The sequence below is a fragment of the Leifsonia sp. NPDC077715 genome, assembly GCF_040686855.1.
Classification (GTDB): domain Bacteria; phylum Actinomycetota; class Actinomycetes; order Actinomycetales; family Microbacteriaceae; genus Leifsonia.
Genome location: NZ_JBFBOG010000003.1, coordinates 923,834 through 935,282, shown reverse-complemented (window position 1 = coordinate 935,282; position 11,449 = coordinate 923,834). Strand labels below are relative to the sequence as shown.

At 70.5% G+C, this 11,449-nt stretch carries 9 protein-coding genes and 4 tRNA genes; 8 read left to right on the top strand and 5 right to left on the bottom strand.

Features of this window, described 5'->3' with window-relative positions; all coding sequences use genetic code 11:
• Window positions 1-109 precede the first annotated feature (109 nt).
• The 3 genes from AB0P25_RS18355 to AB0P25_RS18345 all read left to right on the top strand — a co-directional run bounded on the left by AB0P25_RS18355 (window position 110) and on the right by AB0P25_RS18345 (window position 3,100).
• Window positions 110-1,006, top strand: coding sequence for a LysM domain-containing protein (locus AB0P25_RS18355; RefSeq protein ID WP_363809257.1), 897 nt, complete (start codon window positions 110-112; stop codon window positions 1,004-1,006).
• A gap of 188 nt (window positions 1,007-1,194) precedes the next feature.
• Window positions 1,195-1,839 carry a VTT domain-containing protein gene (locus AB0P25_RS18350; RefSeq protein WP_363809256.1) on the top strand — a complete coding sequence of 215 codons (645 nt, stop codon included), beginning with the start codon at window positions 1,195-1,197 and terminating at the stop codon, window positions 1,837-1,839.
• Window positions 1,840-1,945: 106 nt separating this feature from the next.
• Window positions 1,946-3,100 carry a hypothetical protein gene (locus AB0P25_RS18345; RefSeq protein ID WP_363809255.1) on the top strand — a complete coding sequence of 385 codons (1,155 nt, stop codon included), beginning with the start codon at window positions 1,946-1,948 and terminating at the stop codon, window positions 3,098-3,100.
• Between the two features lie 59 nt (window positions 3,101-3,159).
• Here AB0P25_RS18345 and AB0P25_RS18340 read toward each other — a convergent pair.
• Window positions 3,160-3,235: transfer RNA gene (locus AB0P25_RS18340), tRNA-Val, on the bottom strand.
• Window positions 3,236-3,403: 168 nt separating this feature from the next.
• Between AB0P25_RS18340 and AB0P25_RS18335 the strand changes: the two genes are divergently transcribed.
• The 4 genes from AB0P25_RS18335 (at window position 3,404) to AB0P25_RS18320 (ending at window position 4,355) form a co-directional block, all read left to right on the top strand.
• Window positions 3,404-3,476, top strand: a tRNA-Gly gene (locus tag AB0P25_RS18335).
• A 66-nt stretch (window positions 3,477-3,542) separates the two neighbouring features.
• Window positions 3,543-3,613, top strand: a tRNA-Cys gene (locus AB0P25_RS18330).
• A 27-nt stretch (window positions 3,614-3,640) separates the two neighbouring features.
• Window positions 3,641-3,715 (top strand) — tRNA-Val (locus AB0P25_RS18325).
• Window positions 3,716-3,770: 55 nt separating this feature from the next.
• On the top strand, window positions 3,771-4,355 hold the full coding sequence (locus AB0P25_RS18320) for a GNAT family protein (RefSeq protein ID WP_363809253.1): 585 nt from the start codon (window positions 3,771-3,773) through the stop codon (window positions 4,353-4,355).
• Here AB0P25_RS18320 and AB0P25_RS18315 read toward each other — a convergent pair.
• From AB0P25_RS18315 to AB0P25_RS18305, 3 genes are read right to left on the bottom strand one after another with little or no spacing between them, the layout of a single operon-like run.
• The gene (locus tag AB0P25_RS18315; RefSeq protein WP_363809251.1) at window positions 4,330-4,923 is read right to left on the bottom strand and encodes a GNAT family N-acetyltransferase; all 594 of its coding nucleotides are present in this window, start codon (window positions 4,921-4,923) and stop codon (window positions 4,330-4,332) included. The genes AB0P25_RS18320 and AB0P25_RS18315 overlap by 26 nt on opposite strands.
• Before the next feature lie 48 nt (window positions 4,924-4,971).
• Entirely contained in the window at window positions 4,972-6,210 is a 1,239-nt protein-coding gene (locus AB0P25_RS18310; protein WP_363809249.1) for an FAD-dependent oxidoreductase, read from the bottom strand.
• A gap of 51 nt (window positions 6,211-6,261) precedes the next feature.
• Window positions 6,262-6,780 carry a DUF2127 domain-containing protein gene (locus tag AB0P25_RS18305; protein WP_363809247.1) on the bottom strand — a complete coding sequence of 173 codons (519 nt, stop codon included), beginning with the start codon at window positions 6,778-6,780 and terminating at the stop codon, window positions 6,262-6,264.
• A gap of 157 nt (window positions 6,781-6,937) precedes the next feature.
• Between AB0P25_RS18305 and AB0P25_RS18300 the strand changes: the two genes are divergently transcribed.
• Window positions 6,938-9,010, top strand: coding sequence for a S53 family peptidase (locus AB0P25_RS18300; RefSeq protein WP_363809245.1), 2,073 nt, complete (start codon window positions 6,938-6,940; stop codon window positions 9,008-9,010).
• A gap of 83 nt (window positions 9,011-9,093) precedes the next feature.
• On the opposite strand, the gene AB0P25_RS18295 is transcribed toward AB0P25_RS18300, so the two are convergent.
• Window positions 9,094-11,343 carry a cell wall-binding repeat-containing protein gene (locus AB0P25_RS18295; RefSeq protein WP_363809244.1) on the bottom strand — a complete coding sequence of 750 codons (2,250 nt, stop codon included), beginning with the start codon at window positions 11,341-11,343 and terminating at the stop codon, window positions 9,094-9,096.
• Between the last annotated feature and the right edge of the window lie 106 nt (window positions 11,344-11,449).

The window sequence follows — 11,449 nt, the reverse complement described above, 5'->3', positions numbered from 1 at the left end:
CCTGCCCGAACTGACAATGGTCGGAGATTCGACACCCGAACTCCGTCGATCACTGCGGCCAGATCCGATACCTCTTGTTCTCCCGTCGCCGAGGCACCAGGATGAAGCGGTGCCCGTACGACGCCTGAGAAGACCCGCTACCGCTCTGGTCTCCGCGGTTGCGGTGGTCGCCATTCTCGCCGGGTGCGCGCCGACCGCGGCGACCGCGGGGAGTCGTCCGCATCGCTCGGCGACCGCCACCGCCCATCCGACCTCGTCGCCGACCCCGGCCACCCCGACGCCCTCGCAGCCGACGTCCTCCCCGCCGCCGGCCACCCCGAGCCTCCCGCCGCAGCCCGCGCCGTACCTCACCCCCGTGCCGGCAGGCACCGTTGTCGCGCAGGGCGACGTCGCCTCGCCGAAGGGCAGCATCCACTTCCACTACCGGATGGTCTCCAACGGCGACAACACCTACTCGGCTCAGTACTCGGGCTTCACGAACACCGCGCCCATCCCGGTATCGGTCACCCTCCTGGAGGTGCCGCCGCGCGTCGGGGACGGCGTCGTCTTCCACGGCATGGGCGACCACCCGCTCGGCGGCCCCACGACATCGCCCGCCGCGCCGTCGTCGGCGAACATCGGGGCGGCTCCCGCCGACCTCGTCGCACTCGTCACGTACTCGTCGGTCGCCTCCGCCGACGGCGTCCCGGTCGAACTCGGCCCCGGCAAGGTGCTCGCGGTGGACACGGTCCGCTGGTCGGTGCCGACGCGTGAGACCAACGTCCACCCGGTCGACGGGGGAGCTCGTCCCCTCGCCGGAGGCATGGTCACCGCCACCACGCCGTCGGGCGCGCCTGCGAGCTACCGGGTGGGCCACGGCGACCTGCCGGGGTATGTGGCCGAGCGCTTCGGCATCACGCTGCAGGACCTGCTGTGGCTGAACCCGTCCCAGGCGGCCTTCGACGCGCAGGGCAACCTCTACGAGGACGCGATTCTCAACCTGGACCCGGAAGCCTTGCCGCGGTGAACTGGTGACGATCCTCGACGAGGGCGGCCGGCCGTACGCGCACCTCTGAAGGATCGTGCCGTGAAGACGTGCGCATCTGAACGATCGTTCAGCCCTCCCCTCTGTAGCGCCTGAGAAGGTCTGGCCCTCGGAGCGCCGCGAGCGTACAACTCGTGAGGCTCGCGCTCGGCTGCCCCGGAGGATCCATCGTGCACACGTCCATTCCCCTGCTCGACGCATCCACATGGCTGCATGCGTTCGGACCATGGGTGCTCGTCGGCATCGCCGTCGTCGTCTTCATCGAGTCGGGACTCCTGTTCCCGTTCCTGCCGGGGGATTCGCTGCTGATCACGGCGGCGATCCTCGCGCCGAACCTCGGCATCCAGGTGTGGCAGGTGGCGGCCGTAGCGATCGTGGCCGCGTTCCTCGGGGACCAGGCGGGCTACTGGCTCGGAAAGCGCTACGGACGGCGCCTGTTCAAGCCGGACGCCCGCGTGCTGAAGACCGAACGGCTCGAAGCGGCGGAGGCGTTCTTCGCCCGTTACGGCGGACCGTCGCTGGTCCTCGGCCGCTTCGTCCCCTTCGTGCGCACCTACGTCCCGCTCTCCGCCGGCATCGCGAACATGCGCTACCGGCGGTTCCTGCTCTGGAACGCCCTCGGCGGCGTCAGCTGGGTCATCGTGATGGTGCTGCTGGGCGTCCTCCTCGGCGGCATCCCGTTCGTCGCGAACAACATCGACGTGCTGATGATCGTCGTCGTCGCGATCTCCGTCGCGCCCGTCGTGATCGGCGCGCTCCGCCGCCGGCGGCGTGCCCGCGGTCAGGCGGACGCCGGGGATCGGCAGTCCGTCTGACGGCGGAGCAGGCGCCTCCGGAGACGGCGGAGACGAGAACCGCTGGCCCGCGTTGGTGGGATGGCGGCGTCGACGAGGGGACTGCGACCATCGCGGTGTGGCCATGATGACATCCGTCGAGACAACCCTCGACACAGACTTCGCCATCCTCCATCTTCAGCAGTCGATGAACTGGGTCGCCGACATCGGCATCTTCGCGCTTTCCGCGCCCGGAGCGGTCCACGTTGTGTGCGGCACCAAGTACGCCCGGGTCCACGTCCGTGCAGAGAGATGGGATGCGCGCCCGCCGTTCGACGAGTCGTGGGAGGACTTCGACGAGCTCCCTTTCGCCGAGGTCCCCGGTGACGGCCCGCTCATCATCGCCGGCTTCGATCCGGGCGAAGTCCGTCTCGACGTCGATGGCATCGGCAACGCGCGCGTCCAAGTGTTCGCCCGCGGCAGGCACCGGTACACCTACAGCGACGGCACCTCAGGGGATGCGCTGCAGCCCGAGGAGTGGCTGTTCCGGTTCTTCCCGGCGGACGATGAGTTCCAGCCCCTCGCAGGAGGTCCTCGTCGCCTCGCCGGTGAGGGCGGCCTGCACGCGGCGTGGTCCGACCCGTGGTCTGCAGCAGGGGGCGCCGTTGGGAGCAGCGGCTGGGACGACCTGCTCTCGCGTTCGGCTTCCTTCCGTTCCATCTGCCAGGCGCTCTGGTCGGAGCATGGACCGGCCACGGCCGACGCCCTGGCACGCAGACTCCGTACCTGGAAGCAGCAGGGGGAGTCCACCTGGGCCGACGCGCTCGACGACGTCATCGTCCAGCCGCTGTCTGAAGCTGACCCGCTCGCCGAATTGACGGGACGGCAGGCACCGCTGACAACCGGTCGAGCCATCGATGCTATGCGTGACCTCGGCCTCCTGCTCGTCGAGAGGCGCAGCGGTCAGGAACTGCTGATCCCGAATCCGTCCCCCGAACCTGCCTGGGCGCATCAGGCTCGGAACGGTGCGGATGAAGCCACTATCCGCCGCATGCGGGTGGCCACGCTCATACGACTTCACGCTCTGCTCGCGGAAGACCTGCGATACGCGATCGCATGGTCGGGTGAGGCAGGCGTGCAGACGACCGTGAGGTCACTCGCCATACGGTTCGCGGCGACGGTCGCCGCGGTGACGGGCGCCCTTCGACTCCTCGTCGCGGAGGGGCGGCTTGTCCCGGACGTCGATCTGGGACTCGATGCGGTCATCGATCCGGACGTTCCGCTCCGCCTTCGGTGCGCGTGACCGCCCTCCGGCGCGGTCGCGACAAAAAGAAACCCCCGGCCTGACCGGGGGTTTCTTCGTGGTGGGCGATACCAGACTCGAACTGATGACCTCTTCCGTGTGAAGGAAGCGCGCTACCAACTGCGCCAATCGCCCGCTCGCAGCCAAGCGGCTGCGAGTTCCGATACTAGCCGACTCGGAGGGTCGAACGCACATCGACACCGACGCGGCAGGCGACACACCCGGCAGGCGTCATCGGTTTTGTCTTGGGCGCGCGGATCGGCTAGAGTCTTTCAAGTGCCGCAGGGAACTGCGGAACGAAATGCGGATGTAGCGCAGTTGGTAGCGCATCACCTTGCCAAGGTGAGGGTCGCGAGTTCGAGTCTCGTCATCCGCTCGAGTCGGCCCGGTCTTCAGATCGGGCCTCTCAGGTACGGTACGGTTTTTCCGTGTTGTGGCGTTCGGTGGATTGGCCGAGAGGCGAGGCAGCGGCCTGCAAAGCCGTATACACGGGTTCGAATCCCGTATCCACCTCGATTCTGAGCTCCTGAGTTCGGATTCGGGCGATTGGCGCAGCGGTAGCGCGCTTCCCTGACACGGAAGAGGTCACTGGTTCGATCCCAGTATCGCCCACCAAGAGAAAGAGCCCCTGAACGGGGCTTTTTTCGTATCGGGACGGTAACGTGTGCGCATGTTCTCTACGACCTTGAGCTCCGGCGCCAGCCTCCGGCCGTTGGAGCCATGGCGTGCCGAGGAGTTCGCCGCCCATCTGGACCGCGCGCGGGAGCACATCCGCCCCTGGGTGGGCCCGTCGTTCGTCACGAACGATGTGGCGGGCGCGCGCACCACCCTCGGTCGCTACGCCGAGCGGGCGGCCCGGGACGGCGCAGGAATCTACGGGATCTGGGTGGACAGCGTCCTCGTCGGTGGCGTGATGTTCGTCGAGTTCTCCACGGCGACGGGCTCGTTCGAGATCGGATGCTGGCTCGAACCCGGCGCCGAGGGGCACGGTCACATCACGAGTGCCGTGCGGGAACTGCTCGCCTATGCCTTCGACGAGCGCGGGATGCACCGCGCCGAGTGGAGGTGCCGCAGCGACAACGACCGGAGCTCGGCGGTCGCCCGTCGTCTGGGCATGACGCTCGAGGGCGTGCTTCGCGAAGCGTGGCCGGTGGGCGACGTCTTCTACGACAAGCAGGTCTGGTCGCTTCTGGCCTCGGAGTGGCGCGCCTCGTCCGGCAGGGCAGATGTCAGTCGGCAACCGGCGCGACGGTGATGCGCATCACCGTCTTGCTCTTGCCGATGTGGCGCTCGAACGTGAACCCCGCCTTCTCGAACATGGCCCGCGTGCCGTTGTGGAGGAAGGATGAGGACGTCCGTTTCCCGGGCGCGAGCTCGTTGGGGAACGACACCACCTCGCCGCCGCCCGCCCGGGCGATCAGCTCGAGTGCCCCATCCAGCGCCTCCCGCGCGACCCCGGTGCGACGGTGGTCGCGGTCGACGAAGAAACAGGTGATGCGCCACGGCGCCGGCCGGGACTCGCCTGCGTCGTACTGCTTGCGGTGGTAGATGTTCGGCAGTTCGTCGGGGCTGCCGTACTCGCACCACGCGATGGCGTCGTCACCCTCGAAGACGAGGGCGGCGTGGGCCACCCCCTCCGCGACGAGCCGCTGCTTGAAGGTGGGGCCGTCGTACTCGCGCTTGACGGTGTCCGCCGTGTCGCCGTGGAAGTACGAGCAGTAGCACCCGCCCCAGACGCCGTTGTGCTTCTGGGCGAGCGCCAGCCAGGCCGGGTAGGTCTCCAGGGTCAAAGGCCTGATCACATGCCGGGTCGTCACATCCACAGCGAACCCCCTCCGTCGGGCACGCGTCCAGTGTGACCCGTCCGACGGCTAGCCCGCCAGCACCGACGTCGCCGCCCGCACCCCCGACTGCAGCGCCCCCTGGATCGACGGCGTCTCGCGGTGATCGCCCGCGATGTGCAGGCCTCGGCCGATCCGGGCCGGAGACGCGCGCCGCATCGGCGGGGGCAGCGCCGGAAGCGCGTGCGGGATGTCGTCGCGGCGGAGCAGCCGCCACGCCGACGAGGCCGGGCCGTACAGCCGGGCGAGCTGGGCGCGCACCTCGGCCTCGCTCGCGCCGTCCCCGGCGGACCACAGGCAGGTCGCCTGCACCAGGTGCTTTCCCGGCGGCGCCGCCTCCGGGATCGTCGACGAGATGGCCAGCGCGTTGACGATCGGGCCGTTCCCAGCGCCGTCGATCGTCAGATAGCGGGATGGCGGAGCCCCTTCGGCCGCGAACCACCAGGTCTGCAGTCCTCGGGTCGCCGGCGTCGGCACGTCCATCAGACCCTCGACCGCCTCGGCGCCCACCGCCACGACGACATCCCGCGCGGACAGCGTCCCGCCGGGTGTGTCCACCTGCCAGCGACCGTCGCGCCGCTGCAATCCGCTCACGGCGTGCCCGAGGCGGATGTCCGCTCCTGCCGCAACCGCCCGGGCGGCGAGCGCGGTGGGGAGCGCCGCGATGCCCGCGCGCGGGAGCCCGGCCGCGGCGGGAAGGAATGATCGCGCGAGAAGGCGGACGTACGTGTCGGAGGTCGACTCCGTCGCGTCTGCGAGGACTCCGGCGAAGAACGGCGACAGCACCTCTGTCCGGAGCGGACCGGTGAGGCCCGCAGCATCCCATCCCTCCGCGAGTGTGCGGTCGGGACGCGCGACCGTTCTCCGCGGCCGGAGGGCGATCGGCCCGAACCACCGCGCGAGACCGGCCAGGTCTCGAGGCGTCGGAAGTCCACTGGCGAGCGTCGCCGGAAGCAGCCCGGGATGCCGGAGCGGATGCGCGAGCGTAACCAGCGAGCCGTCGGGACGTCGCACCCGTACGGCGGTCGGAAAGGCCGCGACCGAGAGGGCGGAGACGTCGACCGCCGAGCGGACGGCCGGGTAGGCGGTGTTCAGCACGTGGAATCCGCGGTCGAGGGTGAAGCCGTCGACATGGTCGGTCCGCTGGCGGCCGCCGACGCGATCCGCGGCCTCCAGGACGACCACCTCGCGGCCCTGCTCCGCGAGCGACGCGGCGCACCGCAGACCCGCCAGCCCCGCACCGATCACGACCACGTCATGCGTCTGCATGAGCCGAGTGTAGGAGCAGGTGGCCGGCGCGCAAGGGCGACGGGGAGCATCTCAGGCTTCGCCGGCCGCCTCTCTCTCGCGGGCACCATCCTGCTCCCGCCGCCGCGCGCGGTGGACGCGGTACCCCCGCACCGTCAGCACCACGATGAAAATATCGAACGCCGTCAGCGCGGCGAGCCCCCACGTGAAGTGCCGCACGAGTTCGTACCCCTGCCAGCCGATGAACGCGACCAGGAACCCGATCAGCCAGGGATACGCCCACAGTTTGTCGCGCAGCACCGCCACCACGAGGAACACCTTCACGACGCCGTGCACCAGCAGGTAGACGGCGCCGAACAGGGTCGCCGACACGCTGAGATCGCCCGTGTAGTGGAGCAACCAGTGCGCGACCGGATCGTGCGGGTCCTCCCGCAGCTCATGCCGTGTCAGCGCACGGGCGGCCGCCTCGAGTTGGGCGGGCGACACCAGCAGCAGCGCTACGCCCGCGACCAGCTCGATGACCCCGTCCAGGCCCTTCAGCACCAGCGTCACGAAGAAGGTGCGGTCGAGGAGGGATCGGGAGGTCGCCACGTCCCGCACCGTACGCGCAGGGGCCCCACCATCCGGTGTGACCGCGGCCTTCTCCCTGAGCGATTTCTCAGACTGGATTCCTTGGTCCGCCCCCATCCCGGGTTGTTGGATCGAAGGGCGCCGACCAGCGCGCATCCCGCATCGATGAAAGGACATCATGCGCACCACTTCGAGAACCCTCAGGGCCGCAGCCGTCACCGCCGGCGCGGCCCTTCTCTTTGCCGCCGCGGCCGCCACGCCGGCTGCAGCGGCTCCGGGCAGGAACGCCCTCCCGGGGAGCCAGCCCGCGTGGGCGAACGCCAAGGCGCTCCGCTCCGCCGCCCCCGCCGGCGACCCGGTCGACATCCGCGTGTACCTGCCGTGGCGCAACGCCGACGCGGCAGCCGCGACCGCGCTCGCGGTCTCCACGCCCGGCTCGTCGTCGTACCGGAAGTACCTCACCCCGCAGGCGTTCCGCCAGCAGTTCGCGCCGAGCCAGTCGAGCGTGGTGGCGGTGCAGCAGTTCTTGCGCGGGGCGGGCTTCAGCGTCGTCGACACGCCCTCCAACAACCGGTATGTCTCGGCCGAGGGCACCGTCGCCCAGGCGCAGAGCGCATTCGGTGTGACCCTGGGCGAGTACAGCGCCTACGGCACGACGCTGCGGGCTCCGGAGTCGGCGGTCAGCGTCCCGTCGTCGCTGGCCGGAATCGTGGAGAGCGTCGCCGGCCTCGACCAGGGCGCGTCGCTCATCCAGCCGACGAACACCACCGGCAACGGAAACGCGCCGAAGCAGAACCACGGTGCGCCGTCGGTCGGCTTCCGCGCCGGGCAGCCGTGCTCGCTCTGGTATGGAGAGAAGACGGTCTCGATGCCGAACGCCCCGGCGTACGGGACGACCACGAAGCCGATCGCGCCGTGCGGCTACACGCCTGCCCAGGTGCGCGGACTCTACGGCCTCGATCAGGTCGCCGCGGACGGCAGCGGCCAGACGGTCGCGTTCGTCGGCGCGAACGCGAGCCCGACGCTGGTCCAGGATGTGACGAAGTACAGCAGCCTGCACAACCTGCCCGCGCCGAAGATCACGCAGCTCGTGGCGCCCGGTGTGTACAAGCACCCGGACACCCCGCAGCAGGTCCCCGGCGACTACTACGGCGAGGAGACCCTGGACGCGGAGGCCATCCACACGACGGCGCCGGGAGCGAACCTCCTCTACGTCGCGTCGGCGAACGCGCGTCAGGACTTCGACGCGTCCGTCAACCACATCGTGGACAAGCACCTCGCGAGCATCCTCTCGATCAGCTACGGGTTCGCGGGTGAGGCGGTGCCGCAGGGCTTCGTCAACAGCCTCAACAACACGTTCATCGAGGCCGCCGCGACCGGAGTCGGCGTGTTTGTCTCCAGCGGCGACTCGGGGGATGAGGTGGGCAACTTCGGCACGCCGACGGTCGACTTCTACGCCGATAGCCCGTTCGTGACCGCGGTCGGCGGATCCTCCGCGTCCGTCGTCCCCACCGGGACCGCTCCGGCGCTCGGCTACGGCGCGATCGACGACCCGGCTTCGCCGCTCAACCACACCGGGTGGAAGCGCTCCTTCGAGGTCGGCTGGCAGACGGGTCTCGACCCGGTGACGCCGACGCCCACGGACCACATCTCCAGCGCGCCGTACCTGCTGAACGGCACTCTGGCCGGTCCGCTGCCTGGCACGTTCAACGGCGGCGGGGGAGGCGGCGTGAGCCGTCTGTTCGCGCAGCCCGCGTACCAGGCGGCCGCCGTGGGCTCCGCGTCGGGACGACTGGTGCCGGACATCAGCGCCCTCGCCGACCCGAACACCGGCCTGTTGGTCGGCCAGACGCAGACGTTCAGCAACGGGACGTACTACGACGAGTACCGCATCGGCGGCACCTCGGTCGCTGCCCCGCTGACCGCGGGCATCGCGGCCGTGGCCAACCAGGTCGCCGGAGCGCCGCTCGGGTTCCTCAACCCGCGCATCTACGCGGCCTACAAGACCGGCGGCTCGGCGTTCTACGACGTCGACCAGGCCGACCAGTTCGGGACGGGCGTGAACGCGCCGCTCCCGTCGGTCCTCCGGGTCAACTACGTCGACAGCGAGAGCGCTGCGGGCGGACTGAGCTACAGCCTGCGGACGCAGGAGTCGCCCAGCCAGACGCTCCACAGCACCAAGGGCTACGACACCGCGACCGGAGTCGGGACGCCCAACGGCCCGGCGTTCTTCGCCGGACTCACCCAGTAGCACTCACCGCGTAGCGCACGACACGAGGGCCGTGCCTCCCGTCCGTTGGGCGGGGGACACGGCCCTCGGTGTGTGGTCGGGACTCAGCCGACGAAGCAGACTCCGAGCGAGTTCACGTCCGCGGTCAGTGCGTCCGTGCCTCCCACGACCTTCATCGACGTCGTGCCCAGGCGGACCAGCTGGTCGCCGACCGTGCGCGGGACGCATCCGCTGTTGCTGAGCAGCAGCGGCTTGGGCACGGAGCCCGCGGCCGCGGCGGCGACGAGGGCGTCCGGCCAGTTCACGCCGGAGGCGATGTAGACGTTCTGGCCCGCGTTCGCGCCGAAGGCGGTGGCGGTGATCTGCGTGCTGGTCTCGAAGCGCGACGAGCCGCCGATCCGGGTGACCGTGATGCCCGCGGACTGCGCGCCCTGCGCCCACAGCGGGGAGACGACGCTGGTGCCGCCGACGATCGTCACCTGCTTGATCGAGCGGGCCGACAGGAAGGCCTGGGTCCCCGCGTCCAGGTTGGGAGTGCCGACCAGGAGGAGCGGAGCGCCCAGCTTGGCGGCGACGGGGCCGGCCGAGAGGGCGTCGGCGAAGCCGAACCCGCTCGCCACGTACGCCTTCGTGGCGTTCGGGAAGGCGTACGCCGCGATCCTCTGCGCCGTCTCGTACCGGTCGCCGCCGCCCAGGCGGGTGACCGGCGCGACGGCGGAGAGCTGTGCGGCGGCGGCGTCGCCGACAGCGTTCGGGCCGCCGACGACCACGATCTTCTGCGGCTTCAGCCGGTTCACCTCGGTCAGGGTGGCGGACGGCACGCTGGAGCTCGTCGTCAGCAGCACCGGTCCCCGCTGCGCCGCGGCCGCCGGGGCGGCGGCGAGGGCGTCGGGGTAGTCGAGACCCGAGGCGATGTAGACGACGGGGACGCCCGCGTTCGGGTAGCGGTCCTGCGAGATGGCGACAGCGGTGGCGAAGCGGTCCGACCCGGTGAGGCGCTGCGCCGTCGGGGCGGTCGCCGTCGCGGCGGAGATGAAGGCCGTCTTGCAGCCGAGCGAGCTGTTGCCCGCTCGGTCGCCCGGCAGCGCGATCACGGTGATGCACGCCCCGTACTGGCCGTACCCGGCCCACGGCGTCGTGATCGAGAAGCCGTGCGTGCCACCCGCTGCGGGATAGGCGGCTCCGACGTCCGGACGCGACAGGTTGGCGGTGGCCGTCGTCGTCGTGTTCCCGGCGGGCGTGCTCCACGAGACCTGGATCTGGACGGCCGCCGCGAGGTTCGTCAGGTCGAACGCCCATCCCGTCACGCGGAACGGCTGGCCGGAGGTGACGGTCGCGGTGTCGTACGCGCCGACCGGCGGGTGGCTGTTCGCGCCGAAGGCGAAGGCCTGCAGCTGGGCGTAGTTGCCGTTGAAGATGTCCTGGTCGCCCGCGAAGACGCCGGAGCTGGCGAACTGCCACATGGTCCAGTTGAGCCAGCTCGCCGGCAGCGCACCCGGGGTGGACGTGCCGTAGCGGGCGACGAACAGGGGGTAGGCGCCGAAGGTGTTGTTGGAGCCGGTGCACTGGTTCCACCAGTTGGCGGTGGAGTAGATCGCCGGCTCGATACCGGTCAGTGCCTTCATGGTGCCGACGAAGTCGCGGATCCACTGGCTCATGGCCGCCGGGGAGAGGCCCCAGCACGTGCCGCTGCCGTCGGTCGCGTACTCGATGTCGAGCAGCGGCGGGAGGGTGCGGCCGTCGGGCGCCCACGTGCCGCCGTGCGCGACGAAGTAGCGGGCCTGCGTGGCGCCGTCCGTCGTGTTCGGGGTGGCGAAGTGGTAGGCGCCGCGGATCATCCCGACGTTGGTCGCACCGGCCCACTGCGACGGGAAGTGCGAGCTCACGTAGTCCGTGCTCTCGGTCGTCTTGATGTAGACGAAGCGGGCGCCGTTCGCCCACATCGCGTTCCAGTCGACCGTCGGCTGCCAGCCGCTGACGTCCATCCCGAGCACGCCGCCCACGCCCAGGGACGCCTTCGGCGTGATCGTGCGGGCGCCGGCGGCCGGGCCCTCGACGGCCTCGATGGTGGAGCCCATGGCATGGTCGCCCGCGGCGTCCTGCACGGCGAGACTGGGGTCCGCAGCAGGCGTCGACGTCGATGGCGACGGCTCGGGCGAGGAGGGGGCAGCAGGCTCCGTGGGCGCGGCGCTCGGTGCGGCCGTGGGCGCGGGCGCGGCCGGATCGGCGGTGGGCGCCGGCGTGCTGGTGGCTGGGGGAGTCGGCTCCGGTTCCGGCGTGGCAGCCAGAGCGGGAGAGGCTCCGATGAGGGACAGGAGCAGCGCTCCGGTCGTCGCAAGGGTACCGATTCTCATGATGGACATCCGCTCGTGTGGGGGAGGTAGAGGTGTCCAGTCGGTCGGGTCCGTCCGGAAGCATTCGGGCAGGGCAGTACGGGCAGTCTACGACGAGGGCCCATGC

What these genes read in the sequence shown, in the direction of transcription:
- AB0P25_RS18320 (WP_363809253.1), top strand. Translation starts at nt 3,771, where the DNA reads ATGTTCTCTACGACCTTGAGCTCCGGCGCCAGCCTCCGGCCGTTGGAG.
- AB0P25_RS18295 (WP_363809244.1), bottom strand. Translation starts at nt 11,343, where the DNA reads ATGAGAATCGGTACCCTTGCGACGACCGGAGCGCTGCTCCTGTCCCTC.
- AB0P25_RS18345 (WP_363809255.1), top strand. Translation starts at nt 1,946, where the DNA reads ATGACATCCGTCGAGACAACCCTCGACACAGACTTCGCCATCCTCCAT.
- AB0P25_RS18300 (WP_363809245.1), top strand. Translation starts at nt 6,938, where the DNA reads ATGCGCACCACTTCGAGAACCCTCAGGGCCGCAGCCGTCACCGCCGGC.
- AB0P25_RS18310 (WP_363809249.1), bottom strand. Translation starts at nt 6,210, where the DNA reads ATGCAGACGCATGACGTGGTCGTGATCGGTGCGGGGCTGGCGGGTCTG.